At 47.5% G+C, this 26,843-nt stretch carries 30 protein-coding genes and 1 other annotated feature; of the genes, 16 read left to right on the top strand and 14 right to left on the bottom strand.

Translation table 11 applies throughout. From position 1 onward, the window contains the following. Positions 1-34 precede the first annotated feature (34 nt). The 3 genes from OKS35_RS11190 (at position 35) to OKS35_RS11180 (ending at position 2,733) form a co-directional block, all read left to right on the top strand. The gene (locus OKS35_RS11190; protein WP_026824537.1) at positions 35-547 is read left to right on the top strand and encodes a type 1 glutamine amidotransferase domain-containing protein; all 513 of its coding nucleotides are present in this window, start codon (positions 35-37) and stop codon (positions 545-547) included. 166 nt (positions 548-713) lie between these two features. Further along, on the top strand, positions 714-1,784 hold the full coding sequence (locus OKS35_RS11185) for an MFS transporter (RefSeq protein ID WP_413815723.1): 1,071 nt from the start codon (positions 714-716) through the stop codon (positions 1,782-1,784). A gap of 115 nt (positions 1,785-1,899) precedes the next feature. Beyond that, the gene (locus OKS35_RS11180) at positions 1,900-2,733 is read left to right on the top strand and encodes an undecaprenyl-diphosphate phosphatase (RefSeq protein WP_215244285.1); all 834 of its coding nucleotides are present in this window, start codon (positions 1,900-1,902) and stop codon (positions 2,731-2,733) included. A 162-nt stretch (positions 2,734-2,895) separates the two neighbouring features. On the opposite strand, the gene bshB2 is transcribed toward OKS35_RS11180, so the two are convergent. From bshB2 to pdxK, 3 genes are read right to left on the bottom strand one after another with little or no spacing between them, the layout of a single operon-like run. Next, positions 2,896-3,546, bottom strand: a complete 651-nt coding sequence (gene bshB2 / locus OKS35_RS11175; protein ID WP_031424391.1) for a bacillithiol biosynthesis deacetylase BshB2 — start codon at positions 3,544-3,546, stop codon at positions 2,896-2,898. Next, positions 3,543-3,914 (bottom strand): YojF family protein, encoded by a 372-nt coding sequence (locus tag OKS35_RS11170; RefSeq protein ID WP_074034952.1) that lies wholly within the window; start codon positions 3,912-3,914, stop codon positions 3,543-3,545. The genes bshB2 and OKS35_RS11170 overlap by 4 nt, the downstream gene beginning before the upstream one ends. Before the next feature lie 55 nt (positions 3,915-3,969). Beyond that, positions 3,970-4,794: a pyridoxine/pyridoxal/pyridoxamine kinase gene (pdxK, locus tag OKS35_RS11165; protein ID WP_015880484.1), complete on the bottom strand. Its 825-nt coding sequence runs from the start codon at positions 4,792-4,794 to the stop codon at positions 3,970-3,972. A 186-nt stretch (positions 4,795-4,980) separates the two neighbouring features. Between pdxK and cbpA the strand changes: the two genes are divergently transcribed. Next, positions 4,981-5,616: a cyclic di-AMP binding protein CbpA gene (gene cbpA / locus OKS35_RS11160; RefSeq protein WP_031424393.1), complete on the top strand. Its 636-nt coding sequence runs from the start codon at positions 4,981-4,983 to the stop codon at positions 5,614-5,616. A gap of 12 nt (positions 5,617-5,628) precedes the next feature. Here the strand turns inward: cbpA and OKS35_RS11155 are convergent, their stop codons facing one another. The 3 genes from OKS35_RS11155 to OKS35_RS11145 form a co-directional block, all read right to left on the bottom strand. Further along, positions 5,629-6,168 (bottom strand): GNAT family N-acetyltransferase, encoded by a 540-nt coding sequence (locus OKS35_RS11155; protein WP_264093167.1) that lies wholly within the window; start codon positions 6,166-6,168, stop codon positions 5,629-5,631. A 63-nt stretch (positions 6,169-6,231) separates the two neighbouring features. Beyond that, positions 6,232-7,116, bottom strand: a complete 885-nt coding sequence (locus OKS35_RS11150) for a diacylglycerol/lipid kinase family protein (RefSeq protein ID WP_074034946.1) — start codon at positions 7,114-7,116, stop codon at positions 6,232-6,234. 134 nt (positions 7,117-7,250) lie between these two features. Beyond that, complete coding sequence (locus OKS35_RS11145; RefSeq protein ID WP_015880488.1) at positions 7,251-7,625, bottom strand: hypothetical protein; 375 nt, start codon at positions 7,623-7,625, stop codon at positions 7,251-7,253. A gap of 159 nt (positions 7,626-7,784) precedes the next feature. Between OKS35_RS11145 and OKS35_RS11140 the strand changes: the two genes are divergently transcribed. The 4 genes from OKS35_RS11140 to OKS35_RS11125 all read left to right on the top strand — a co-directional run bounded on the left by OKS35_RS11140 (position 7,785) and on the right by OKS35_RS11125 (position 11,670). After that, a complete protein-coding gene (locus OKS35_RS11140; RefSeq protein ID WP_047795835.1) occupies positions 7,785-8,216 on the top strand; it encodes a MarR family winged helix-turn-helix transcriptional regulator in 432 nt (143 codons plus the stop codon). A 119-nt stretch (positions 8,217-8,335) separates the two neighbouring features. Then, positions 8,336-8,971 (top strand): FMN-dependent NADH-azoreductase, encoded by a 636-nt coding sequence (locus OKS35_RS11135; RefSeq protein WP_078146124.1) that lies wholly within the window; start codon positions 8,336-8,338, stop codon positions 8,969-8,971. An 80-nt stretch (positions 8,972-9,051) separates the two neighbouring features. Further along, positions 9,052-9,729, top strand: a complete 678-nt coding sequence (locus OKS35_RS11130) for a uracil-DNA glycosylase (protein ID WP_264093091.1) — start codon at positions 9,052-9,054, stop codon at positions 9,727-9,729. Positions 9,730-9,872: 143 nt separating this feature from the next. Next, positions 9,873-10,066 (top strand) — a binding site (T-box leader). Between the two features lie 44 nt (positions 10,067-10,110). Then, the gene (locus tag OKS35_RS11125) at positions 10,111-11,670 is read left to right on the top strand and encodes an aromatic amino acid hydroxylase (protein WP_264093090.1); all 1,560 of its coding nucleotides are present in this window, start codon (positions 10,111-10,113) and stop codon (positions 11,668-11,670) included. Positions 11,671-11,719: 49 nt separating this feature from the next. On the opposite strand, the gene OKS35_RS11120 is transcribed toward OKS35_RS11125, so the two are convergent. Continuing rightward, positions 11,720-12,718 carry an alpha/beta hydrolase gene (locus OKS35_RS11120; protein WP_214784235.1) on the bottom strand — a complete coding sequence of 333 codons (999 nt, stop codon included), beginning with the start codon at positions 12,716-12,718 and terminating at the stop codon, positions 11,720-11,722. A 30-nt stretch (positions 12,719-12,748) separates the two neighbouring features. After that, positions 12,749-13,570 (bottom strand): Cof-type HAD-IIB family hydrolase, encoded by an 822-nt coding sequence (locus OKS35_RS11115; RefSeq protein WP_159563347.1) that lies wholly within the window; start codon positions 13,568-13,570, stop codon positions 12,749-12,751. A gap of 129 nt (positions 13,571-13,699) precedes the next feature. On the opposite strand from OKS35_RS11115, the gene OKS35_RS11110 reads away from it, so the two are divergent. The 4 genes from OKS35_RS11110 (at position 13,700) to OKS35_RS11095 (ending at position 17,619) form a co-directional block, all read left to right on the top strand. Further along, positions 13,700-14,392 (top strand): response regulator transcription factor, encoded by a 693-nt coding sequence (locus tag OKS35_RS11110; protein WP_015880495.1) that lies wholly within the window; start codon positions 13,700-13,702, stop codon positions 14,390-14,392. Next, positions 14,389-15,768, top strand: a complete 1,380-nt coding sequence (locus OKS35_RS11105) for a sensor histidine kinase (protein ID WP_214691309.1) — start codon at positions 14,389-14,391, stop codon at positions 15,766-15,768. The genes OKS35_RS11110 and OKS35_RS11105 overlap by 4 nt, the downstream gene beginning before the upstream one ends. Positions 15,769-15,832: 64 nt before the next feature. Next, on the top strand, positions 15,833-16,198 hold the full coding sequence (locus OKS35_RS11100) for a DUF1499 domain-containing protein (protein WP_159563348.1): 366 nt from the start codon (positions 15,833-15,835) through the stop codon (positions 16,196-16,198). Beyond that, positions 16,195-17,619 carry a dihydrolipoyl dehydrogenase family protein gene (locus tag OKS35_RS11095; protein WP_159563349.1) on the top strand — a complete coding sequence of 475 codons (1,425 nt, stop codon included), beginning with the start codon at positions 16,195-16,197 and terminating at the stop codon, positions 17,617-17,619. Before OKS35_RS11100 ends, OKS35_RS11095 begins: the two co-directional genes overlap by 4 nt. Before the next feature lie 33 nt (positions 17,620-17,652). Here the strand turns inward: OKS35_RS11095 and OKS35_RS11090 are convergent, their stop codons facing one another. The 3 genes from OKS35_RS11090 to OKS35_RS11080 form a co-directional block, all read right to left on the bottom strand. Continuing rightward, positions 17,653-18,432: a flagellar motor protein MotB gene (locus OKS35_RS11090; RefSeq protein WP_074034931.1), complete on the bottom strand. Its 780-nt coding sequence runs from the start codon at positions 18,430-18,432 to the stop codon at positions 17,653-17,655. Further along, positions 18,410-19,192 (bottom strand): flagellar motor stator protein MotA, encoded by a 783-nt coding sequence (gene motA / locus OKS35_RS11085; RefSeq protein WP_015880500.1) that lies wholly within the window; start codon positions 19,190-19,192, stop codon positions 18,410-18,412. The genes OKS35_RS11090 and motA overlap by 23 nt, the downstream gene beginning before the upstream one ends. Before the next feature lie 86 nt (positions 19,193-19,278). Further along, complete coding sequence (locus OKS35_RS11080; RefSeq protein WP_230235447.1) at positions 19,279-19,530, bottom strand: hypothetical protein; 252 nt, start codon at positions 19,528-19,530, stop codon at positions 19,279-19,281. A 140-nt stretch (positions 19,531-19,670) separates the two neighbouring features. Between OKS35_RS11080 and OKS35_RS11075 the strand changes: the two genes are divergently transcribed. Together OKS35_RS11075 and OKS35_RS11070 are read left to right on the top strand one after the other, a co-directional pair. After that, positions 19,671-21,050 carry a TrkH family potassium uptake protein gene (locus OKS35_RS11075; RefSeq protein ID WP_159563350.1) on the top strand — a complete coding sequence of 460 codons (1,380 nt, stop codon included), beginning with the start codon at positions 19,671-19,673 and terminating at the stop codon, positions 21,048-21,050. Positions 21,051-21,203: 153 nt separating this feature from the next. Beyond that, the gene (locus OKS35_RS11070; RefSeq protein WP_159563351.1) at positions 21,204-21,488 is read left to right on the top strand and encodes a hypothetical protein; all 285 of its coding nucleotides are present in this window, start codon (positions 21,204-21,206) and stop codon (positions 21,486-21,488) included. A 69-nt stretch (positions 21,489-21,557) separates the two neighbouring features. Here the strand turns inward: OKS35_RS11070 and OKS35_RS11065 are convergent, their stop codons facing one another. Together OKS35_RS11065 and OKS35_RS11060 are read right to left on the bottom strand one after the other, a co-directional pair. Continuing rightward, a complete protein-coding gene (locus OKS35_RS11065; RefSeq protein ID WP_159563352.1) occupies positions 21,558-22,628 on the bottom strand; it encodes an SDR family oxidoreductase in 1,071 nt (356 codons plus the stop codon). After that, entirely contained in the window at positions 22,625-24,799 is a 2,175-nt protein-coding gene (locus OKS35_RS11060) for an ATP-binding protein (protein ID WP_214691306.1), read from the bottom strand. The genes OKS35_RS11065 and OKS35_RS11060 overlap by 4 nt, the downstream gene beginning before the upstream one ends. A gap of 126 nt (positions 24,800-24,925) precedes the next feature. Between OKS35_RS11060 and OKS35_RS11055 the strand changes: the two genes are divergently transcribed. Both OKS35_RS11055 and OKS35_RS11050 read left to right on the top strand, forming a co-directional pair. Continuing rightward, positions 24,926-25,420 (top strand): restriction endonuclease, encoded by a 495-nt coding sequence (locus OKS35_RS11055; RefSeq protein WP_214784222.1) that lies wholly within the window; start codon positions 24,926-24,928, stop codon positions 25,418-25,420. A 217-nt stretch (positions 25,421-25,637) separates the two neighbouring features. Continuing rightward, positions 25,638-26,120, top strand: a complete 483-nt coding sequence (locus OKS35_RS11050; protein WP_015880506.1) for a hypothetical protein — start codon at positions 25,638-25,640, stop codon at positions 26,118-26,120. 56 nt (positions 26,121-26,176) lie between these two features. Here the strand turns inward: OKS35_RS11050 and OKS35_RS11045 are convergent, their stop codons facing one another. Next, positions 26,177-26,800: a DUF1836 domain-containing protein gene (locus tag OKS35_RS11045; RefSeq protein ID WP_015880507.1), complete on the bottom strand. Its 624-nt coding sequence runs from the start codon at positions 26,798-26,800 to the stop codon at positions 26,177-26,179. Positions 26,801-26,843 lie beyond the last annotated feature (43 nt).

The raw sequence follows: 26,843 nt of genomic DNA, 5'->3' as shown, positions 1-26,843 counted from the left end.
TGTGCATAAAACAAACAAAGGGAGTGTTTAGAATATGGCAAAAGTAGCAACGCTCATTACGGATATGTTTGAAGATGTAGAATTCACGGGTCCCCGTGATGCATTGGTGGATGCGGGACATGACGTCGTGACAATCGAGAAGAAAGCTGGCAACACGGTGGAAGGAAAGCAAGGAGAGGCGAAAGTGAACATCGATCAATCGATTGATGATGTATCGCCGGAAGATTTTGATGCCCTTCTTTTACCTGGCGGGTTCTCACCTGACTTATTGCGAGAAGACGAGCGTTTTGTTTCGTTCGCCAAAGCCTTCATGGATGCGAAGAAGCCTGTCTTTGCAATCTGTCACGGACCACAGCTGTTGATTACGGCGAAGACATTAGAAGGTCGTGACGCAACCGGCTATAAATCGATTAAAGTCGATATGGAGTATGCCGGAGCGAAATATGCGGACAAAGAAGTCGTTGTCTGTCAAAATCAGCTTGTGACGAGCCGTCAACCAGATGATATTCCGGCATTCAATCGTGAGATTCTCAACTTATTAAAATAACACGTCGACCACGAGAGGAATCTCGTGGTTTTTTTGTGTATTCGGGAATAAGAAAGATAAGGAGGCGATTCAAATGAGAAAACGAGCACGTTCACCGAGTTAAGTTCGTCGAAACATTGTTTGGTTAGGGTGCATTCGCTGGTTTGAAGGGCTGATTCCAGCATATGTGATTGAACGGTTATTTTGGGAGTCACGAGGCATCTCGGTTCAAGAAGTCGTCTATTTAGAGATGGTATATGCGCTGATCATCGTTCTGTTTGAAGTGCCGACTGGCGTGTGGGCGGACCGCACGACACGGCGTCGACTGATCCAGGTAGGTGTAGCTTTAGAGTGGCTATCATTTTGGATTCTCTTATACTCGTTCACATTCACCGGTTTTTTTGTCGCAATCAGCTGTTCGGCTGTAGGATCGGTTATTCGAAGTGGGGCAGAGAATGCCTTGTTGTACGAATCGTTACAGGAGAGTCAGGAAGTGTCGTCATTTGAACGGGTTCTTGGGAAACTGAATGCGATTGGGATTGTTGCCGCTGTGACGGCGGCATTGAGTGGCAGTATGTTGGCTCAGTATCTTCCCTTGGAGTGGAACTACAAGCTCTCCATCGTGAGTCTATTGATTGCGACTACCTGTAGCCTATCTCTCATCGAACCGACTCGACGAGAGATAGAAGAGCGTTTGACGTGGTGGCATTTGCTGAAAGGTTTTCAATTCATTTGGTCGAACAAGCAACTATGGCATGTCACTATCAGTTTTTTAGCAGCCGTATCCGCATTCAATTTCATCGATGAGTTCTGGCAATTGTATGCACGTGATGTATCCATCCCGATCTATTGGTTCGGTGCCATTTCAAGCATCCTACTCTTGATTCAGTTACCTGGACAACTTTTTGCAGGGACGCTTATACGATTTGCGTCATCCAAGCGTTGGTTAAACGGGTTCGGTTGGTTAATGGGCGGTGGATTTCTTGTCATCGGACTTTTTCCGAATCCAATCGGAATCGGGCTGATGGGGCTGTTGGCTCTTATATATGGAGCGATGGAGCCGCTCTATTACGGTCTTTTGCATCATCAAGTTCCTTCATCCATTCGAGCGACGACGGAATCATCCGTCTCGATGCTATGGCATCTCGGTATCCTCGTGTTGGGGTTTGTCTTTATTGTAGGAACGACAGTGTCACTATTTTTGGCGTTCATCTTAATCGGGCTTGTCGTTTGGTTCGTTCATGCGACCGCCCGATAATTTTTACAGACATGGGTCATAAGCCATGTCTGTTTTTACGTCTTAAGACGGACGAAAGATTGTGCCGAGAAGTGTATGATGAGAACAATCTTAACAAGTCAATAGGAGAAACAACGTGGAATGGTATGAATTATTTGTAGGATTTTTGTTAGGTGTCGTTGAGGGATTGACGGAATTTGCCCCAGTCTCGTCGACCGGTCATATGATTCTCGTGGACGGTCTCTGGTTGAATTCGAGTCAATTTTTAGGTCAGGAAGTAGCGAACACGTTTAAAATCGTCATTCAATTAGGGTCGATTTTAGCGGTCGTGGTCGTCTTTCGAGATCGGTTCAAAGCGTTACTGAATCCAAAGTCGCTCCTCACCTTAAGACAAAGCGGAACCACACGTCAGTTCAATCTCATACATATTTTGATCGGATTGCTGCCTGCTGGCGTCCTTGGTGTACTGTTTGAGGACTACATCGATACACATCTCTTCTCAGTTAAGACGGTGTTGATTGGGTTAGTCATTGGGGCATTCTTTATGATTGCCGCAGATTTATCCGGCGTGAAGCGTCAGACGACCGCTACGCTAGATGACATCACGTACAAGCAAGCACTTGGTGTCGGGTTGATTCAATGTTTCTCGCTATGGCCAGGATTCTCACGGTCCGGTTCAACGATTTCTGGAGGGGTTCTCCTCGGAATGAGCCACCGGGCAGCGGCAGATTTTACGTTCATCATGGCGGTACCGATCATGTTTGGAGCGAGTGCATTGTCACTCTATAGCAAGTGGACGTATTTCACGCTCGATACGTTACCCGTGTTTGTCGTCGGTTTCGTCAGCGCGTTTTTGTTCGCACTGCTTTCGATTAAATTCTTTTTGAAGTTGATCAACAAAGTGAAGTTGATGCCGTTTGCGGTCTATCGAATCGTATTGGCCATCGTGATTTACGTTCTTTACTTCTAAAAAAAACACGTGCGAATAGCACGTGTTTGAAACCAATGAATGGAATTGTTCGTAAAGTCTAGAAGAGGTGAAAACATGGGACAAATCGTTGTAGTATTCGGAACGTTAATCGGTCTTGGGACCGTCGGGGCATTGCTTTATATGACCCGTCTAGCCTATGAATCATGAGAACGGATAATGATAGAAGCGCTCACGTTGGAGTAACTCCATGACGTGGGCGTTTTCTGCGTTATCGATCGCACGAAGCAGACCTTCCGTCTGAGACCGGTGGGCAAACAGGGCATCTTTCTTTTGTTCGCTCTCTTCCGTTACATCGACGATGACGTGAGGTTGTCCGAGTTCGTCTTCTGTGCGGCGGTCAAAGGCGACACCTAAGAACTCAGGGCGCGTCTCGCCCATCTCTTGAAGCGCACGTACGACGGCACGGGCTGTCGCTTCATGGTCCGGGTGGACGGCATATCCTGGATAGAATGAGATGACGGTTTCCGGCTTCACTTCGTCAATCAATGCGCGGAAGCGACCAGCGAGCTCGGCCTCGTCCTCAAATTCGACGGTCTTGTCACGAAGACCCCACATGCGCAGGTCCTCGATGCCCATCATGCGACATGCTTCTTCGAGTTCATGTTTTCGAATTTTCGGCAGTTCTTCACGTGTCGTAAAGATTGGGGAACCCATATTACGTCCCATTTCACCGAGCGTCAAACAGACATATGTGACGGGTAGTCCTTTTTGACGATGTTGGATAATCGTTCCGGCCGAGCTGAACGCCTCATCGTCCGGGTGTGGGAATATGACGAGTAACGGTCCATTCATTGATTCTCCACCTCCGATGCGCCTTGTGGGAGCGGCTTGATATCGATGTGCAGCGCACATGCGAGACGACCGAGACGATCGTGACCAGCGAGTAACAACTGTTCTTCGTGCATTTCATAGTCGGTCAATCCCTCGACATAGAGCCAACCGTGATCGAGTTTTAAACCGACACGATAGGGACCATTTCCTTTAATTTGACCGATGCTGTATTCGATTTTGGCATTACGGATAAACATCCCGGCGTTATGAAAGTCCGGGTCATTATGTGTCGCGTAGGCACCGTTCGTCGTCTCGACATGGACGAAAAGTGGTGTCGCGACGTGATTGTCTAAATAGTGCTGAATGTGATCAGGTTGAATCGCTTTCACGTCTGTCCCTCCAATGGAAAGGATGACCCGAAACACGTAGTTCCGGGTCATCTGTTTACGATTGTGTTGCTACTTTTTTACGGTATCCGGTATGGTTCGTCGGTCCAACGTATTGGTTGAGACGGAATGAATGACGAACGGCTTCTGTGATGAACTCTTTTCCGATTTCAATCGCTTCTTCGACCGTGTGACCGTTGGCGAGTGAGGCTGCGATGGCAGAAGAGAACGTACATCCGCCGCCGTGTGTGAACGCAGGCTCGATTTTTTCACTTTCAAGAAGGCGGAATTCGTTTCCGTCGTACAAGACGTCGAATGCTGTATCGAATCCGAGTTTGCCACCGACTTTGACGATGACGATCTCTGCGCCGAGTTCATGGATTAAACGAGCGGCTTCTTTGATTTCGTCCATCGTTGCGGGTGTTTTATCAAGGCCAGCGAGCATACGCGCCTCGAATAAGTTCGGTGTGATGATTTTTGCGACTGGTACGAGGTGTTGACGCATCGCGACCGCAACGTTCGGATCAAGAATCTCATCCGCACCTTTACATGCCATGACCGGATCGACGACGGCATTCTGGATTCCGTATTCTTTAATCTTCCGTGCTGCGAGTTCGATGATTTCAGGTGTCGGGAGCATACCTGTCTTCACTGCATCGACTCCAATTCCAGCGAGCACCGTATCGATTTGTTTCTCGATCAAGGTCGTGTCGATTGGAAAGACTTCGTGATTCCATGCGTTATGTGGGTCTTGTGCCACGATGACAGTCAAAGCTGTCATACCGTATACACCGAGTTCTTCCATCGTTTTGAGGTCGGCTTGGATTCCCGCGCCGCCGCTTGTGTCAGAACCGGCAATCGTCAATGCTTTTTTCATCGTCATAATCGTCCATCCCCTTTGTCTGTTTGGATAGTTTCACTATAACGACTTTTTTGAATTCCGACAAATGCAAGGATTACGAGAAGTGTTCATAACTTTTCAGAAAAAGTATGCAGGATATTCATCATATTTGGGGAATAATAATGAATAGGGTGTAGACCACTTTATTATTGGCTGGGAGGAAAACGCATGTTAGTGCATAGCTTATGTATCCCGAAGAAAGATGTTGTCACCATCAGTGAAAAGGCAACATTGCGGGAAGCGCTTCATACGCTTGAAGAAACAGGATACCGTTGTGTACCTGTTTTAGACGAGACGGGGAAATTTTTCCGCGGTAACATTTACAAGATGCATATTTATCGTCATGGAATGAACGGGGAAAACATGGACGATAATGTGATGACACTCATCAAGAATACACAAAAGTACGTCCATGAGTCAGATGGATTCTTTGAAGTATTTTTCTCAATCAAAGAGTTGCCGTACATTGCTGTATTGAAAGATGAGAGCAATGAATTTTATGGCATTCTTCCCCACGGTAAGATGCTCGGGATGCTCGAAGAAGCATGGAGTCGCGACACGGGTAGTTATGTCTTGACAATCGCCTTGAGCGAACAGGCTGGGGCACTTGAGAAAATCACGAAAATCGTGAACAAATATACATCAATCGCGAGCTTGATGACGCTCGATGCGAAAAGTAAAGTATTGCGACGGGTACTCGTGACACTACCACCAGACTGTGAAGAAGACATGAAAAACAAGGTTGTCTCTAAGCTTGAACAAAAAGGCTTCCGGATTGTCGAAGTTGAGAACTTAAAGAACTAAGTCAAAACCCTTTCACTTGGCGTGAAAGGGTTTTTCGTCGAGTCGTTTTTCCATCCGAATATCGGACCAAAATTGACCGTCCCAGTAGGTGAAGTGCTCGATCCGGCCGATTTCTTGATATCCACATTTCGTATAGAGACGATGGGCCGCATGGTTGAAAGCGAATACGCCAAGTTCCATACGAGGTGTTTGTTTGGCTCGCAATTGCTCTTCTAACAAACGAAGAGCTTCTGTGCCAACGCCTTTTCCGCGACCTACAGATTCGCCGATGACGAAACCGAGCCAAGCTGTACCGGGTTCTTGTCGATATAAATGAGGCGGGTCATACATGACGTTCATTTCTCCGACGAGATGGTCATCTGCATAGATGAGGAAAATATCGTGCGTTAAGAGTCGTTCTTCTAAATCGTCAACCGTCATCTCATAATGGGCGGTCAATTCTTCTTTAGAGCGGCTCGGGCGAATAAGATGGACGATCTCAGGATCGTTATTCCAACGATTGAATGTATCGACGATGTCGCCGGATGCGACTGTTAATGGAACAAGTGAGATATTGATAGGTCATTCTCCTTTCTCGCTTGAACACATTCGATTCAATCGTCAAAATTCCTGCTCTTATACCGGCTTTAATACGTTTAAGTGGCTCGGCAATACTTCAAAGGTGAGCGGTAGCTTGCCGCCTGTGTCCCCGTCAGCATTTACAGGAAGCGCATCAGGCGAGGTCACGTTCACCCGTGACGTACAAAATGAGGTGACGCTATCCGTTTCCTTCAACTTTCCTGTAAAGAGGGCGGGTGTTAATTGAAGTGCGTCCTTTAACCCGAGCTCTTCAAAGATATAGACGTGAAGAAGACCATCATTAAGTCGCGCGTCCGGTTCGAAGTTTTCAAATCCTCCGACCGAGTTCGTCAAGGCGATGACGACGAGATAAGCCTCGCCATCAAACTCCCCGTCTTTACTGTCAAGCGCCAACTCATAAGGACTATGTTCACGGAACGCTTTTACACCCTCAATCAAGTAAGCGAACGGTCCCCATTTCGTCTTTTCTTCCACACTTACTTCGTCGACAGCTTCGGCAATGAGCCCGATGGCGATGACGTTCATGAAATAACCGTTCTCATACTTTCCGATATCCATCGGTGTCGGTTCAGCGTCGCGGAGAGCCTCGATTGCTTGTTTAGGGTCACTTGGGACACCGAGTGCACGGGCGAGGTCGTTGACCGTCCCAAGTGGAATGATGCCGAAGTCAGGTCGATGAGTAGCCTCGGCTAGACCGGTCACCGCTTCGTTCAAGGTTCCGTCCCCACCCATCGCAATCACGGCCTGATAGTGCTTTTCTGCCGCTTCACGTGCGAAGTTCGTCGCATCCTGTTCCTTTTCAGTGAAGCGGACATCGACGTGTCCATATCGTTCGCGCAACACCTCTTCGGCATGTGTTGCGTGTTGTTCCCCCAACTCTTTCCCTGAGGATGGATTGACGATTAACATGACTGTGTCCATACCAACATGTCTCCTTTTCAACTCGAATACTGTCCTTTATTCCCGTCAAAGAAAGCAGATACTCCTAAAAAATCCCCATGTCGATTAGCTATCTCGCTCTAATCTTCAAGGGGATGCGTTAGGCATTCGATTGTTTAATAATGACGGAATGCGGACATATCTAAATGACTTGCTTCCGACTCGTCCACGGCAAGTTCGATGCGCAAATGTTCATTGAACGGGGAGACGAGAGCCCCCATACAGGCGACCGGTTCATGATCGGGGACCGGTGATTTACGTTTCGTTTTGACGAATAAATAGTCCGATCGTTTCAACGTCAATAAGAAACGTTCCACGGCATGCGGTTCACGGGTCACGTTTGGCCAAGGTAAATGATTGAATAATAAAAAGACCGCGCCTTCTTTTTCGAGCGCATAGTCCGGTGCGATGCCTTCCCGATTCAACAAATCGATGACAGCATGCAAAAACTCCCGTTTAATCGTCAATGAAATTTCGTAATACTCACGCATACGGTCCACCCTTTCTTAAAATCACAATACTACCATTCTAAACGTTTCCGACATGGGCGACAATGAAGAAGTTCCTTGACGAAGTATTTTTCCCGGCTTATACTGCATAAGTCCTGCTATACTAGTGATATATGATGAACGAATTGAGGTGAAACCGACATGATTGAATCCCTTGAATTGAAGGCGTGGGTCGTTCTTGCGCGTACGATGGATGCCATCAGTGATCGTGTGAAAGAAGATTTACGACGCCACCAGTTAAATTCAACAGAGTTCGGTGTTTTATCCGTACTGTATAAACGAGGAGACACCCCGTTGCAACAAATTGGGGATCAGATTTTGATTACGAGCGGTAGCGTGACATATGTGATCGATAAGTTGGAGAAGCGAGGGCTGATTGAACGAATCGCCTGCCCGTCTGACCGACGTGTCACATATGCTTCATTGACAGACGATGGAAAGGCGCTCATGGACGTCGTCTATCCGCAACATATTGAAATCTTCAAAGATATATATGGACCGTTAAGTGATGAAGAGACGGAACAATTGATTTCGTTATTGAAACGAGTCGGTTATAACGCAGCGGGCAAATAAAGCCCGTTGCTTTTTTATTCAATATCTTGAAATTAAAATAATTGACGATGAGATATACAGATGATATAGTTCTAACTGTTATTGAAAAATTAGAGATTACACAAATGGAGGATTACACGATGACTAAAGTATTATATGTATCGGCTAACCCGAAACCAACTGAACTTTCATACAGCAAACAAGTGGCAGAAACATTCGTTTCGACACTCCAAGCAGAAAATCCATCGATCGAAGTGGAAGCAATCGAACTCTACGATGTTGATGTTCAAGAAATCGACGGAGATGTGCTCAGTGCATGGGGCAAATTCGCTTCAGGCGAAGCGCTCACTGATGTAGAAGCGAAAAAAGTAGGCACAATGAGCGGCATGCTTGAGAAATTCATGGAAGCGGACCTTTACGTGTTCGCGACTCCAATGTGGAACTTCTTCTTCCCAGCACGTATGAAAATGTTCCTCGATAGCGTGCTCATGGCAGGTAAAACGTTCCGTTACACGGAGCAAGGTCCTGTCGGCTTGCTTGAAAACAAACAAGCGATCCACATCCAAGGGACAGGCGGAATCTACACAGGAACTGACCTTAACTTCGCAGACGCATACCTTCGCCAAGCGCTCGCGTTCGTCGGTGTATCTGAAGTGACGACGGTAGCGGTCGAAGGGATGAACCAATACCCAGATAAAATCGAAGAGATCGTTGCAGACGCGAAAGCGAAAGCTGAAGCACTTGCGAAAGAAGTTGCAGGCGCAGTAACGGTATAACCTAGAGAGACGAGTCGATTGACTCGTCTTTTTGTATGCATTTATTTTGGGTATGATACAAAGGGAAAGGGGAGTATGCAATGGCAGATCAGTTATCGAGTCGACTACTTGGAGATTGGACGGATATTGTCCAAGAAGAGATGAAACGACCTTATTTTCAACAGTTGAAGCAATTCATCGACCAAGCTTATGAAGAAACGATCGTTTACCCGGCCCGAGAAGATATTTGGAACGCATTTATTCACACAAAATTTAGTGAAGTGAAGTGCGTCATTTTAGGGCAAGATCCGTACCACGGACCGAATCAAGCGCATGGACTCAGTTTTTCGGTGCAGGACGGGGTTCGTTTCCCACCGTCTCTACGAAACATCTTTCAAGAACTAAAAGATGACGTTGGATGTGATCTCCCGAAGAGTGGCAATCTCGAGAAATGGGCGAAACAAGGCGTCCTTCTCTTAAATACGGCACTGACGGTTGAAGCGGGAAAGGCGGGCTCTCACCGTGGAAAAGGATGGGAACAGTTCACTGATTCCATCATTGAGCGGCTCGGGAGTCGTGAGGAACCGATTGTATTCATCTTGTGGGGAAATGATGCGAAGAAGAAAATGAAATGGATTGGAGACCAACATAAAGTTCTCACGTCGGTACATCCAAGTCCTTTGTCATCCCATCGTGGATTCTTCGGTTCTAAGCCATTCTCCAAAGTAAACGATACATTGAAGGAGTGGGGAAAATCTCCGATTGAGTGGTGTCTCTGACAGTTTGCGAAAATTCGCAGGCTGTTTTTTGTTGACGCTTTTGTTTAGCTTTGGTACAGTAACTAACAAGACGTCACTTTAGTGCTTAAAAGCATATATGCATAACAGCATAACTGTAGAAAAGATAAAGAATTGGATATGTAAGAAAAGCGAAGAAAGAACCGAAGTAGAGACATCTTCCCTGGCCCAGAGAGCGTGTGGTGCTGCGAACACGCCCAAAAGATGAATCGAATTACAGTTCCTGAGCTCTCATCATTGAGCGGTCCCCCGTTATCGGATCAAGCGGCTAGAATTTTTCTAGCAACCAGGGTGGTACCGCGGCTTTGTCGTCCCTATCGATTCAATCGATAGGGATTTTTTGATTTTAAAGGAGGACTTCACATGTTGACACAATCGATTCCAAAACACCTAGCCCCACATATTTCACCGCAGTTCTACAATGAATACACACCAACAGATCATGCCGTTTGGCGTTTCGTGTTGCGGTTGAACTTGCACACGTTAGAAGGGAAGGCGCATCCGTTTTACATCGAAGGATTGAAACGGACGGGAATGGGACCGAATCGATTGCCGAACGTCGAACAGATGACGGATGAGATGCAGGCGGCAGGATGGTCGACGGTCGCAGTGGATGGGCTCATCCCCGGCGTTGCCTTTTTTGACTTCCAAGGAAACGGGATGCTCCCGGTCGCGACAGACATTCGGAAAGTCGAGAATATTTTATACAGTCCAGCCCCTGACATCATTCACGAGGCGGCGGGACATGCGCCAATGTTGATGGACCCGACGTTTTCGGCAATCGTCAAACGCTTCGGTCAATTAGGGGCCAAGGCGTTCATGAACCGAGAAGAACATGCCTCGTTCGCCGCATTGAAACGCTTGACGATTGTGAAGGAGAATGCGAATTCGACCGAACAGGATATCGAGGCGGCGGAGAAAGCCGTTCATGAGGCGAAAGCGCAAGTGACTGGCTTTTCTGAAGCACAACAGGTCGCGCGTATCTTTTGGTGGACCGTTGAATTCGGATTGATTGGTGACCTCGACAACCCGATGATTTACGGGGCAGGCCTCTTATCATCGGTAGGAGAGAGCCGTCACTGTCTGACAGATGCGGTCGTCAAACATCCATTCGACTTGGAGCACGCGCTACAGACGAAGCAAGACGTGACAAACATGCAAAAAGAGCTATTCGTTATTCCAAACTTTGAGACGCTCTCTTCTGTCTTAGATGAACTAGAGGGAAGAATGGCGATTCGAAAAGGTGGGATTGAATCTGTGGCGAAAGCGTTGGCGTCAGGAAGTCAATCGACGATTCGACTTGAAGATGGATCAGAACGTGTCGGCATCGTTCGTCACATGACGGAGTCGAAAGAACATACGCTCATTCAATGGGATGAATGTTCAATTGTACAACATGGACAGCTCACGCAAAAAGAGCGACACGGGCTACTGATCGCTCATGACACAGAGTCCGCGCTCGATCGCGATGACCTCTTTGAGGACGGGACGAGCATTCGGCAAGCATGTGCATCCGGTGCACTCGAAGACGTGACGGTTCACCTAGAAGGACGGACGATCTCACTCGACTCGCTAGAAGTACGCGTCGATTCGCTTCCATCAGTTTTCCCAGGAACAACGGTAGACGAGCTGATGATGATTGAAAAACCGGTGATCATCGAACGGGATGAACGTGTATGGACGAACGATGATCCGATGTTCAACCGCATCCATCTCATGCGTGAGCGGGGAGAATCAATCGATGGTCTCATCCCAGAGATTTTAACGAACCACCCTGACGCCTGGTTATTACACATCGAGTGCCTGGAGTTGGTGAAGGATGAAGGACTGAAACAGACATTGATTGAACGTCTTGAAGCATTGCGTCAAACTTCCCCATCCCGAAATGAATTGATTGGTCGCGCGTTCGAACTATTGCGCTAACGAAAAGAGGCGACGTTTTCCACTGTAGGAGAACGTCGCCTCTTTTGCATTATACAGATTGATTTGTCGTTTCACGTAAGAACGTAATCAAACGACGATACGTGGAATTAGCCGCTGGGCGGTCCATTTCGAAGTAATAGTTATGGCCAAGCTCGTGCTCGTTCCGATCATAAAAGACAGTCGTGACATCCGTACGTCCTGAAAGAATCGTTGCAAATTCCTTGGCCTGCTCCTCAAAGGAATGGTCATTCCCGTCCGCGATAAACGTTGGGACGAATGTGGCCGGTACATTGACGAGTGGCGACGCTTCAGCAACGACCGGGAGAGTCTCCCAATTGTATGTGCCGAAGTATGCCCATCCGATTCGTTTGAACAAGAAGCGGTTCACTGACTTCGATGATTCGAGCCATGTACGCTTCAAGTCGAGCGGTGCAGACAAGAGGATGGCACCGAGGATTGAGGATTTTGGTACGACTTGTCCCACTTCAGCAGAAGGCGAATAGTCGTCATTCAACTGGATCCCGACAAACTGTGCAGCGAGCTGTCCACCATTCGAATCACCTGCAAAGAAGACGCGGTCTAAATCGAGACGGAAGCGGTCATTGTTCTCAGCGATGAACGAGTACGCTTCTTCGATTTGTTTGAGCGGGGTCGGGTACATCACGTCAGGTGCGAGTGCGTAATTGATACTGACGACGTTGTAGCCGTTACTCGCAATTGAAGTGGCGTATTTTAACACATCCGATTTATCCCCACCGACGAATGATCCGCCATGTACCCAAAAAATGGTAGGGACCGTGCGGCTATTTCCTTCATAACGGATCAAATCAAAGGTTCCATTGTCATAAGAAGACAAGTAGTCGATGTCTTTTCGGACAGACGTCTTTTGAACGACTTCCTCGAATCCCTTCATCTCCACTTCGTTTCCCCCCGCAAACGAAGTTTTGATTAAACGTGTGGCTGGTTTCGGTGAGAGGAACACATAAGCCGCTCCTGCGACCGCAGTTCCAATCAATCCGACTCCAGCTCGTTTCAACCCTTTATTCATCTTCCTTCCTCCCTTTCTACAATCAGAAGCTTATTGCGTGACGAGTACGTCCGCCATGTACGTTTCGATGACATGAGCGATTCCGTCTTCGTTGTTTGATTTTGTGATGAAGTCCGCTTTTCCTTTGACCGTCGTGTTAGCATTTCCCATCGCGACGCCGAGGCCGGCCCATTCAATCATCGTCAAATCATTGTTTCCGTCACCGCAAGCGATGACTTCTTTTTGTGCGATGCCGAGTTGATCTGCAAGGAAGGCGAGACTCGTTCCTTTTGTGACACCGGCTTCAGTAAACTCAAGGAAGAACGGTTTTGAACGGGCTACAGCCAATTTCCCGGCCAATTCTGTTTGTAGCTTCGTTTCGATTGGAGCGAGTGTGTCGCCATCCGCAAGCATCAAACATTTGACGACCGGAGCTGTCACGGCATCTTTAAAGTTGTCGACATGAATGACCGGCATTCCCGTCAATTCACCTTCGATATCCGTATAAGGGTTCGGGCGATCGGTTACGATTTCGTTACCGACGTACGTATGAATCGCGATTCCTTCCCGTTCACTGATATCATGGAGATGGGCGACTGTATCCGGCTGGAGCGTGCTCGAGAAAATCTCCTCGTTTGTCGCACAATCGATGACCGAGGCACCGTTGAACGATAAGATGTAGCTTCCGTATTTCGCAAGTTCTAATTCACGGGCTGCTTCCCACATCGCAAACGTTGGTCGTCCGCTCGCGAGAACGACTTTATAGCCGCGCGCCTGTGCATCGAGAAGTGCTTCTTTTGTCTTAGGGGAAATCGTATGGTCGCTCGTGAGGAGCGTATCATCCATATCCAATACAATCATCTTGTAACTCATAGTAGTAGGGGGTCCTCCTTCAGAATCTAATGACTCCATCCTAAACCTTTTTAAGGTCAATTGACAACCTTGTCGCAAAAACGTAACTATAATGTAGAGAAGTGAACTCTAGAAGAGGTGGAAATCGATATGAATCGAATTTTAGTAGCTGAGGATGAACATGCGATTCGCAGCTTCATTATTGTCAATTTAAAACGAGCCGGATTCGACGTCTTTGAGGCGACGAACGGGCGAGAAGCGGTCACCGCATTTGACCGTGAACCGTTCGATGTCGTCCTATTGGATGTCATGATGCCGGAAATGGACGGATTCGAAGCATGTGCTGCCATTCGTGATCTTGACGAAAATGTAGGGATCATCATGTTGACGGCACGTACGCTCGAAGAAGATAAAATTGAAGGGCTCGGTAAAGGTGCAGACGACTACATCGCCAAACCGTTCAGTCCAGGTGAATTAGTGGCGCGCATCCAAGCGTTGTTGCGCCGTGTCGAAAAAGTGAAACGAAAAGATTCGAAACGCTTGAAGTCGGGACCGTTCGCAATCGACCTCGCCGCAAAACAAGTGACGAAGTATGGACAGTCGATCGATTTGACGCCGACCGAGTATGACTTGATCTGTCATCTCGTCCAAAACGAAGAGATCGTCTTGTCACGTGATGCGCTACTCGATGCTGTATGGGGCGTTAACTATTTCGGTGACCGAAAGACAGTCGACGTCAACATTCGTCGCTTGCGTCAAAAAATTGAAGATGACCCGAGTCATCCGGTCTACATCGAGACGTTGTGGGGTCACGGATATAAATGGCGGAGACATGAGGCATGAAACAACAGTTAGTCATTCGCATGATGATTGTCGTGACGATCGTCTTGCTCTTGCTCGTCAGCATTTTGTCTTACGGGACGTATCGCTACTATTACGAGTATGAGTCGGAAGCGTTACTAGGTCATGCGACAACGAGTGCATATCTATACCCTCAAGCCCAAGTTGGGTTTGAAACGCCGAGCGCCTTTTCAGTCCTCGTCCGAACATTCGGATATCCTGGAACTGATTTGACGATTGTCGACCGGAGCGGTTCAATTGTCAAAACGACGGGACAACGAACAAGGCAGGCCTCTTTCTCTCAAGAACAGTTACAGCAACTGTCGCAAGGAGAGTCCGTCGTGCAGGACTATGACGTCGGGGATGAACATTACTTGTCGGTCACGAGTCCCATTATGACGAACGATACGTCCGAGTTTGCCATCAGTTTCACGCGACCGCTTGAAGACTTGGACACGCTCATTCGCGAAATTTGGATGACGGTCGTCATGATTGGCGTCTTGATCTGGTTGCTCGCCCTATACACCGTCATCAGGATTGCCGATCGCTTCGTCAGACCGATTCGTCACATCATCGAGGCGGCCGATGAGATGGCTCAGGGCGACTTCGATGTATCCGTTGAGTCAAATGAGAAACATGAGCTTGGAGCCTTGGCTCGAACGCTCACGTATTTAGGCGCGAAAGTCCAGCAGCATCAGTCGACACGTAACGAATTCCTCTCGAGTGTATCGCACGAACTCAGAACACCACTCACATCGATTAAGGGATGGACCGAGACGATTCGGGGTGGTGATGAGAAACTATCTGAAGAGACGGAGCTCGGTTTAAGCATCATCCATTCGGAGACAGAGCGCATGATCGGTCTCGTCGAACAGCTTCTCGACTATACAAAAATTGAGGAGAGTCGGTTGGTCTTGTATCGCCAAGAACTGGACCTGGTCTCTTTGTTACGTCAAGTGACTCTGCAATTAAAACAGTCACTTGAAGACAAAAGCATCACACTCATCGAACGCTATCCTCAAAAATCGGTCGGACTATTTGATGAGAATCGTTTGAAACAAGTGTTCTTAAATATCCTCGAGAACGCGATTCGTTTCTCGCCAGACGGAGGAACGTTGACCATCCGCTTCGTGCAATCGGAACGTGTTGCCTTCATCTCGATTATCGATGAAGGTCCCGGCATTTCACGAGAGCATTTGCAGCGCATCACCGAGATGTTCTATCAGGCTCATGTCACAGAAGGTAGTAGCGGGCTTGGACTTGCGATTTCAAAAGAATTGATTGAAGCGCATGAAGGCAAACTCGTCATCGAGAGCGAGGTCGGACACGGAACGACGGTGACCGTCTTATTGCCGCTCGACCCGAGTGAACTACATTAATAGGATTAAACCTCCCGAATTCAGGCTACATATAGATGTATGTAGACTGAGGGAGGTTTTTATAATGGCCAATCAATCTTTGAAGCCGTTAAAAGGAAGTCCGAATGCTGTGTCAACCCAAACTTCAATTGAAGAATTGCGGATGGACCCACTGCCGTATGCAGGCAGTCGCGGGCAATCAATTGAAGCCATTAAGATGGCGATGAATCAGTTGCCGCGGGCTGAACTGGTGAAGGAAACAGATGAAGGACTTCATTATGTAGTGACTTCTAAAGTGATGCGATTTAAAGATGATGTCGATTTTTTATTTGATGACGCTACTCAACAAGTCGAGTTTCGATCTGCGTCGCGTGTCGGCTATTCAGACTTTGGCGTGAATCGAAAACGAATGGAAGATGTGAGCGAACGATACCGGAGGTTGATTCGATGAAGGACTATCAGTTGATTGTCATCGGTGGCGGTGCTGCCGGGATGACGGTGGCCGCAGGGGCTGCGAATTTAGGCGCAAAGGTCGCACTTGTTGAAAAGAACAAACATTTAGGTGGTGACTGTCTGCATGTCGGATGTGTGCCATCGAAAGCGTTGATTGCCGCTTCAAAAGAAGCGAATGCGATGATGCGCGCGGCCCGAGTTCTCGGAACCGAGTTCAATGGACAAGAGCATTATCAAATGTCAAAAGCGCGTGTCGACAAAGCACGTGCCATTATTCAAGACCATGACGGGACAGAGCGTTTTGAAAAGATTGGCGTCGACGTCTATATCGGAGAAGCCTCGTTCCAAAGTCCGCACGAATTAAAAGTAGGGAACGAGTTATTGATCGGGAAAAAATTTGTCATCTCGACGGGGTCGAAACCGACAGTTCCTCCGATTGATGGACTCGATCAAGTCCCATACTTAACGAACGAAACGGTCTTTGAAGAAGAGACGCTCCCGGAGAGCCTGATTGTCATCGGCGCCGGAACGGTCGGACTTGAATTGGCCCAGTCCTTTGTCCGACTCGGCTCACAAGTGACCGTGCTAGAGGCGCAGGATGATTTCCTACCTAAAGAAGACGAGGACGTCGCCACCTATTTGAAATCTCAACTCGAGATGGCGATGCGCTTGAAAATCGGCGTAAAGGTCAATCGAGTCGATGAGGTCGATGGCCGCATTCGTGTCACGACAGAGGTGAACGGCGAAACGGTCGAATATGAAGCGGACAAACTGCTGATGGCGACGGGTCGCGTTCCCCGAATCGATGCGCTCCGTCTCGACCGGGCGAACGTTCAGGTGACGAAAGGGTATATCGATGTCTCGTCGTCATATCGGACGTCACAATCTCATATCTTTGCGATTGGAGATACGATCAAGACGCTCCCATTCACACACGCCGCTGGAGAAGAAGGGAAGGCGGTTGTCGCGAACGCGCTCTTTGGATTATGGAACAAGGTCGACTATAGTAAGCTCCCGTGGATCACATTCACAGACCCTGAGGTGTTCCACGTCGGGATGACGGAGAGAGAAGCGCGCGAGCGTTACGGTGACGACATTGAGACGTATGAAGCGAAACTGTCCGAAGTGGACCGTTTCATTGCTGAACGCCAAGAAGCAGGCTTTGTCAAAGTGATTACGAAGAAAAATGGAAAAATCATCGGAGCTCATGCAGTCGGTGAATCGGCGGGGGATTGGATGCAAATTGTCGTTTATGCGATGCAACGTGGTGACAAAATCGGGAAGCTGTCTCGTATGATTTACCCGTATCCGTCGCGAAGTGAGGCCGTGAAGAAAGTGACAGACCTTTACTGGCGGAAACGATTGTTCGAAAGCCCACTCACCGAACTGGCGAGACGCTACTTTAAATTGATGCAATAACACAAATCACCCACTCGAACGAGTGGGTGATTGTTAGTTTGGTAAGGTGATGGTTTCAATCATCTTTGGTTCGCCCTCAGAAAGGTCGACGAGTGGTTTGATCAACACCTCGACACGTCGGTTTTTAGAGCGACCTTCTTCTGTATCGTTCGTCGCGATCGGTTTAAACTCACCGTAACTCGCGAGCGTGAATTGAGCCGGGTTCAAGGCATCATTTGCCAAAAGGCCACGCATGAACGCGGTCGCACGTGCCGAACTGAGTTCCCAGTTTGACGGGAAACGTGCTGTATTGATTGGAATGTTATCCGTATGGCCGGAGACGACAATCTCTCGCTTGCCCGCCTTCTCTAAAATTTGACTGATGTTTTGTGCGACGTTACGAGCATCAGCATCGAGAGTCGCCTCTCCTAAGTTGAACAGGGCACGGTCTTGAATCGTCAAGACGAGACCACTTGAATTGATTGTCGCTTTGATTTGGCTTTCGAGACCGTTCTTTTTAATGTATTTGTTTACATCTTCTTTTAACTCGTCAAGTTGAGCCAATTCATACGTCCGTGGGTTGGCGGTCGTATTGGTTTTGTCTGTGCGACTGATGTCACTGTTTGAGGCAGTCGAAGCTTGAAAGACGCTGACGCCTCCAGAGAACACCTGGTTGAAAGACTGTGACATTTTCTCAAGCTTTGTCTGGTCGATGTTACTCGATGCGAATAGTACGATGAAAAGCGCGAGCAATAGTGTCAACAAGTCGGCGTAAGGAATCAGCCAGCCTTCGGGAATATGTTCTTCATGATCATGCTTCTTTTTGCGCTTCATAGTCAGCTCGCTCCTTTGGAGACAAATACACAGACAGTTTATCTTCTAGCGTTTTTGGAGATTCACCACTTTGAATCGATAAAATCCCTTCAATCATCATTTCCTTGATGATGACTTCACTCTTCGAATACTGCTTCAACTTGTTTGCAAACGGGAACCAAAGCACATATCCGGTGAAAATCCCGAAAAGTGTCGCGACGAAGGCCGCAGAAATGGCATGTCCGAGCTTTTCGATATCAGATAAGTCTTTCAAGGCAGCAATCAATCCGATAACGGCTCCGAGTACCCCAAGTGTCGGGGCATATGTCCCGGCTTGAGTGAAGATATCAGCGTTTGCTTTATGACGCTGTTCCATATTTTCGATGTCGCGTGACATGACTTCCGCAATATATTCGGAAGGTTGACCGTCGATGACCATCATCATGCCTTGGCGTAAAAATGGTTCTTCGACTTGTTCAAGTGCCGTTTCGAGGGAGAGGAGTCCCTCTTTTCGGGCTTGGGTCGACAAGTCGACGAATTGCGTGAGCAATCCGGACTTGCTTGGGAGTTCTTGTTTTTTGAACAAGATTTTAAACAGTTTTGGAACATTCTGAAGTTGTTCCTTCGATACAGCGATACTGACAGCCGCGGCTGTACCGACGAAAATGATAACCATTGCGGCAGGGTTGATCAGCGGCGCAACACCTGCCCCTTTTAATAGCATTCCACCGACGAGGGTGAGGAACCCGAGTATGAGTCCGACTAACGTAACGACATCCATGTCTTTGTTTTCCACCTTTCCGAAATAAATCAGGACAAAAAAAGCGAGAGACGCCACTCGTCTCCCGCAACATGCGTTCCCGATGATTAAGCGCCGTTTTCATCAATCAGCATTTGAATGCTGATATTTCGTTCTTCACGCTCTATATCGGTTAATACGTCGTATTTTTTTAACAATGCGTACAATTGATTCACGACTTCTTGCTCGAGTGACCAATTGAGTAACTCTTCTAGCTGAAAATAAAGGTGAGCGGGCATACATTGTGACTGGCGCTCCAACCTTCGTGAGACATCCTCTATCGAATGATCTACCGTACTAGGGTCCACGGTTTCATTCAACCTCCTCAACATTCTTAAAGTCTATCTCCCATAATACCAAAAAATCGAAGAAAGCGTTAGAGATACATTTTCTTGTTGGCATTTATAAAAGCGAGGAGTAACATGGGGCTTAGAATAATAGAAGTGAAGGGGATGTCGTGATGCGACATAGATTGTCAGCGCGTGAGTTGCGCTTGAAACGAATCGAGGTGCTTTACCGAGTCGTATTTGAAAAACCTGCGCGTTTTATCGCGGGAGGATTTTTACTGGCGATTTTTATTGGAGCCACTCTTTTATATATGCCATTTGCGCAAGAAGAATCGGTTTCTTGGATTGATTGTTTGTTTATCGCAACGTCTGCCGGAACGGTCACTGGACTATCGACAGTCGACATCGGCTCCTCGTTTACCCTGTTTGGTGAATTGGTCATTGTCGCCCTCATCCAAATCGGGGGTCTTGGGTTTATGACAATCGCCTTGATGTTGTTAAGTGTACTAGGGAAGAAAATCGGATTAAAACAACGAATTTTGTTACAAGAATCATTGAATTTAGCTGGACCGGGGGGGACAGTTCGTCTCGTTCGGAACATCGTCTTCACGACAGTCATCGTGCAGTTTATCGGGATGTTGTTTTTGACGTTCGAGTTGTTTAGTACAGAGAACTATTCTTTTGGAACAGCACTTTATTACGGTTTCTTCCATGCAGTGTCTGCCTTTAATAATGCGGGATTCGCATTATTTCCAGACAGTCTCATGTCATTTGAGCAGAACACAGCCATCATTGTGACCATCGCCCTCATGATTATGATTGGAGGTCTTGGATTCACGACGATTGCCGATGCCACGGAAGTGAGAGGCTGGAAACGTCTCGCCCTCCATTCAAAAATCATGATTTTGTCACTCTTGGTCATCAATGGTGTCGCTTGGTTCGTCCTCATGATGTTTGAATGGGTATCGAATGAAGGGGTATTGTATGGTCGATCCCTCGGTGAGGCGTTACATGTGACGTTCTTCCAAGCCGTGACGACACGGACGGCCGGCTTCAATTCAATTGACATCGCGACCATGGCTCCAGCCTCGATCGGTTTGATTTTGATTCTGATGTATATCGGGGCAGGAGCGGCTTCGACCGGGTCGGGGATCAAAGTGACGACGCTTGCCGTTATCTTTGCGGATATGTGGGCCTTCATCGCAGGTAAGAAAGAAACGGTCATCATGGAGCGGACGATTGATGCGTTTCAAATCAAAAAGGCATACGTCGTCGCCATCTCAAGTTTCTTGTTCATTATGATGATCACGACACTCGTCATTTTGTCGAACGGCCACATTCCGGCGACTGCCATTCTATTCGAGACGGTCTCGGCGTTTGGGACAGTAGGGTTATCGCTCGGCATCACAGCGGAATTGAATGATGCCGGGAAGGGGCTGATCATGTTCATGATGCTTCTCGGACGTGTCGGATCGTTGACCATTCTCTTTACCGTCGCACGTCAAGCCGACCGGAAGATTCGCTATCCGAAAGAGAAGATTTTGATTGGTTGAACATGTATTGTAGGCTGCATTCCTCATGAAGGAGTTGCAGCCTTTTTTGAGGTATCGTAGTCAAGAGCGACACAGATTTTTGATGGTCTTCATCGTATGCAATAATTGGTATATAATGGGTTAGGGAATGAATCGATAAAGGAGGATTTGGACTTGTTATCTTGGCTCGGTATGACAAAAGGTGAGAAGACAGGGCGCCCGTTCTTCGGGGATGTGTCGAAACGAGCGGTAACGCTTGTGTTACTTTCCTCGTTGATGTTGATGTATGGTGTGAAGTCGCTATTGGTTTACCTGATTCCAACTGCATACTTGGAGGATGCGATCGTTGCGGTTCTTCCTGGTATCGTAGGGCTCCTTGTGGCATTGGTCTATATCCTCGTCCTCGAGCGTCTACTTCACGATCAAGCGGTGTCTCGTAACGACGCGGATGAGATATAAACAAGTGTACGATGATTCACGGCGTATACTTGTTCATTTAATTTCAATCATAGTTGAAGCCCTGACGAATCAGGGCTTTTTGTGTGCCATATAATAATGGACAATCTCAGGGAGGTAATCCTGGAGGTCTGGACATACGATGCCCGTTCCGTCGAGTGCACGTATCGTTTGTGTCGTGTCAAAGTGAACAGGATGTTTAAAGTACTCCAATAGTTCGTGAGGAACCTCAAGTCGCTTGGCACCATTCCAAGCAGTAAATGCCGCGTCAGCAACGGCATGAGGAACGGTTCCGCGAGGAGAACGCTGAAACATCGTCTCATGCAACATACGATATACCTCTCGTGCGCCATGTGGGAATGGGTCCGTCAAATGAAATGTCCGCTTCAGGCCGTTTGGAGAATGAGCTAGGAAAGCGGTCGCTTCTACTACATAATCGTACGGAACGAGGTTTACCTCAACATTCGCCCGCCCGATGTAAGGGAGTGGTCGCATCTGCTGGAGTTGTGTCATCAATTGTAAGACGAAATAGACACCGTCGAACTTTTTCGTTTCGCCCGTGCGACTATGTCCGATTACGATCCCAGGACGAATGACGGTGATTGGCATGCCACCCATTTCTCTTGAAACGAGTGCCTCTGCTTCATATTTAGTCGCCTCATAATGATTTTTAAACTGGACCCGATGCCATAATTCATTTTCATAAACCGTCCCACGGCGACGTCCGGCGATATAGGCGGTACTGAAGTACACATAACGCTTCAATTGTTTCGAGCGTTTGGCGAACGCGGTCACATGTTTGGTTCCGAGTATATTGACGCGATAACCGATGTCATAAGGAATACTCAAGTCATATGCGGCGGCGAGATGGAAAATGTAATGTACATCGCGTTCAATGACAGACCGCATAATCGGGTCGAGAATCACTTCGGGTAACGTGATGTCTGCTTCAACAAGGACGAGCTGGTGCGGTGCAAGCGACGTCGTTGACAGTAGCGTATCTCGTAGCTCTTCTGCATCACGTTGTTGGTTCGGAAGATGCAAGGCGTAGATGACTCCGATTTGATGCGGTAACGAAGCGAGGTGTTCAATTAATTTTCCTGCTAAAAAACCAGGGAACCCGGTAAAGGCGTAATTGTTCATGACGTTTCCTCCGCTAAATCTAATGTGAATGTGAAAGTCGATCCTTTTCCGACAGTCGATTCCACTTCGATGCTGCCACCATGTGATTCGATAATTTCTTTACAAATCGACAAACCAAGACCGGTTCCACCAATTTTACGTGTATCCGAATTATCGACCCGATAAAATTTTGTGAACAATTTTTCGAAGGCGTGCTCCGGAATCCCGATACCGAAATCACGAATGGATACATGCGCTTGATTGTGGTCTTGTCGGACCCGTACTTCGATTTCCTGTCTATTCGGGGAATACTTGATCGCATTTGAAATCAAGTTGACGAGAACTTGCTCGATGCGATCTCGGTCGGCAACGAGATGCAAGTCATCATCCGCATTATCGAAATGAATGGTATGATCACTCGTTTCGCGGAAGCGTTCAATCACTTCTAAGACAAGTTCATTCAAAGCGAAATGATCTTGTTTATATTCTTGGTGACCATCTTCCATGCGTTGGATGTCCAAAAAGTCGTTGAGTAGGGCGGTCAATCGTTTCGCTTCCCGCGACATCGTCTTCAAGAAGCGCTCTCGTTTTTCAGGTGTCAAATCTCGAGCGAGCATCAATTCAATATATCCCGATAATGAGGAAAGAGGAGTTCTTAGTTCATGTGAGACCGTGCTCACCAGTTCATTTTTAATTTGGTCCATCCGCTCTTCCTCGGTTCGGTTACGGAACACAAACAAGAATCCACTATCCATACCGATTTGTCGTTTTGTATCCATCGTCGTTCCATACATCTCATAGTATTCTTCATCTCGATCGTTTGGCTGTGGGATGGAGAAACGCATCGATACTTCACGCGCTGTCCCATCGAGAAGTTGATCCATCTTTCGTAGCATCTCGCTCCTGTCACGAGGACGGAACGTGGAGAGGAGCGGGATACGCTCCTGAATTTTGTTTGGAGCGATGCCCGGTAAGTCCATGAGTCGTCTTGCGTGGACGTTCATGAACAAGACACTCCCGTTCGATTCGGTCAAAACGAACGCTTCATTCGATGCTTGTAAGATTGACTGGATGATATCGCGCTGACGGGCGATGGCATTTTTTTCACGTTCGAGCATACGCTCTACTTTTTTACGGTCGCTGATATCACGCATGACCGCGACTCGTAACGTTTGCCCTTGATACGTCACTTCTTTCGGATACACTTCTAGTTCTAAGAACGTTCCATCTTGCCGACGACCAATCACTTCGTATGGCGTTTGAATGTGATTGCGAATGCGTCGCAACACATCGGCCCGGTACCCTTCCGCGATAAACTCGATAGTCTGGCGTCCCATCATTTGCTCTGCAGGGATTTTAAAGATGGATTCCGCCGCCTTGTTCGCATCGAGAATCATCCCGTCTTCATGGAACAGAACGGCTTCGATGACCGATTCGGCAAACATGCGATAACGTTGTTCCTTATAACGGAGCTCACGTTTCAACTCAATCTCGGAACTCACATCAAATACGAAGAAAAAGAAGCCGATGAGTTGTTCTTGCTCATAAACGGGATGCATGAACAATTTGCCGATGAAATGTGTCCGATCTTTACATTGAAACTTCCATTCCCGGTCTCCTTTGTCGAGTGCGAGGCGCAACATTTGTTCGAACGATAGCAACCGTTCCGTCTCGTCTTGATAAGCAGAGCGCTTTTCACTTAATTCTCTCGATTCAAATAAAGCGAACGGTGTCATTTCGTAAAGCACTTCATGGGGCGCATAGCCAAACAGTTCCGTGGCCCCCTGATTGAAACGAGTAATCAACAGATTCGCATCCGTCATGATCATCGCCATGTCGAGTTCAGTATGCATCATCGCCTCAAAAGCGTTGTGTTGAATCGTCACGCGTGTATCATGGGGCAATGGCTCAATGGAGAGGATATATTGATTTTCCCACGGAATGGCGTGTACTCGCATCGTTGGCAGTTCATACATCCAAGGCAGTCCTTGTTCCATCCGACGAGACAATTCCATCGTAATCGGTGACTGATTGACCATATGGAAAAGGTTCGAACGTCTCTGTAGATTCTCAGGAAACTGCTCGAGAAACGGACGGTTTGCCTGAACGATTGTTCCATCTTTCTGTATTAACGCAACTCCGTAAGGTAATGCATGTAGTAACTCACTTTGGAGATTGGCATGATTCTCCATGAACAGTCATCCCTCCTTCGCGGTGTCAGACGAGCACATCTTCTATATCATTCGACAGATCCCCCTTTCATTTCCTGCCCTCAAAACGGTAAAGTGAGGGAGAGGAATTGGAAAGGAAAGATGAGCATGATTGGATTACTCATTGGGATCATCGGTGCCATATGTTTATGGTGGTTCGAGGCACCGCTTTGGAGCAGCGTACTGCTTCTCTTGTTTGGAATTGCATGGTTTATATGGAAAGTAAGGCTGTCGACCATCGACCGCATTGATCGGATGGATGGTCGGGAGTTTGAATTATTTTTAGAGGAAGTGTTCACCGCGCTTGGTTACACGGTCACGGTGACTCCAGCATCACGTGACTTTGGTGCTGACTTGTTATTGGAGACACCGGATGGATGGTCGATTGCCGTTCAAGCAAAGCGTTATGAAAAGACGGTCGGACTCGAAGCGGTTCAACAAATTGCAGCGGCCGTTCCCTATTATCAAGCACACGAAGGCTGGGTCGTGACGAACTCGAATTTCACGGACAGCGCATACGAATTGGCAGCGCCAAATCAAGTTCGTCTGATTGCAAGAATGGAGCTTGAAGAACTCTTAAAAGAAGCGGGATATAAGCGATGAGAATAGGCTTGTTCACAAGTTCGACAGAATCCAAATGATGTCGAAAAAAAAGGGTTGTCTTTTTCTTTAAACGATGCAATAATCATCTTCGTCATATGAAATATGTAGTAGTTGAAACGAGATAAAAACTACACAGAGAAACGATTGGGGTTTTCAGTAATACCCGACCGTACACATACAAACAATCACGGTTGGAACGTGCTAGGAGGAAAAAGCGGTGCGCAAATTAATTTATGTAAAAGGTTGCGTCTTTACACAAGGTGAGGCGACCATTTATGACGAGACAAATGATGCGATCGGATCTGTTCACCGCGACGCGGAAGGCAGTGTCCAAGTGCACAATTTGTCTGGACGACAGATCGCTCATGGGAAATACATCCCAAACTGCCAAAAATGGGTCGTGATGAACCATGATGGACAGGCGATTGGTCAATTGAAAGACAAGTTCTCGTTATTCGGGAAAAAGTGTGAGTACAACGTCTATGAACGCGGACTCTTCACGATTCAATATGATGTGGAACGTCACAAGTTTAGCGTTCGCGACAAAGCAGGTAAACTTGTCGCGGAACTACGGAAACAAGAAGACGATACGTTCTGCTTAACGAAAGAAGCCGATCAGTTATCGATGTTCGAACTCCTTTCCGTCTTAAAGACGTTAACGGTCAAATCACGGATGCCGCTCGCAGCATCTGTCTCATAACGATGACGAGCACCGGTCAAGAGACCGGTGTTTTTTGATACGAAAAAACCGTCTCATCAAATGAAACGGTTCAAATAGTGCTTGGCCTCGAGTTCGAGTGTCGTCACCCGATGTGCGTATAGACAAAGCTTCAAGACGTGAATGATATTTGGATGTTCATAGTTCATCTTTTCGAGCGAACGCTTCGCCCGTGTATCGAGAAGGTCGATCGGGCTTGTTGACTTCGCATACTCCGCGTAAAGTCGATAAAAATCAATCGGTTTGATGAAGTCGTCTTCGTCCCGGTCAGGGTTGTTGAAGATGAGCGCCAACAAGGAACTCGTCTCTTCGAGGGAAAAAAGGTGTTTCAAGTCATCAAGGAGATAAATGATTGCCGCTTGATGCAAGGAATACTTTTTACCGATTCGTGGGACACCGATGATTTTACGAACTTCACGCTTCGTCCAGTTTTGAATCGTCGTCGCAGAGAGATGCTCTCCGGTCAGTGCGTTAGCGAGAGCGACGATTTGGTTAATCGATAAGCCGTTCTTTTCAATATGAAACAAGTGGATTTTTCGAAGCTCTTTTGGGAAATGTTCACGCACGTCTTCAGGGAAGAGGGCGATGGCTCGCTCGATTTCTCCGACCTGCATAAAATGAAGGCAATCTGCCAAAGTTTGAATTGAAGTTGCGTCGCGCATACGGCCACCCTTTCTATCGCCAACAGCGTACGTTGGCTATACA

This window comes from Exiguobacterium sp. N5, assembly GCF_025842465.1.
In the GTDB taxonomy this organism is placed as follows: domain Bacteria; phylum Bacillota; class Bacilli; order Exiguobacteriales; family Exiguobacteriaceae; genus Exiguobacterium; species Exiguobacterium profundum.
This window is presented reverse-complemented; position numbering and strand designations above follow the sequence as displayed.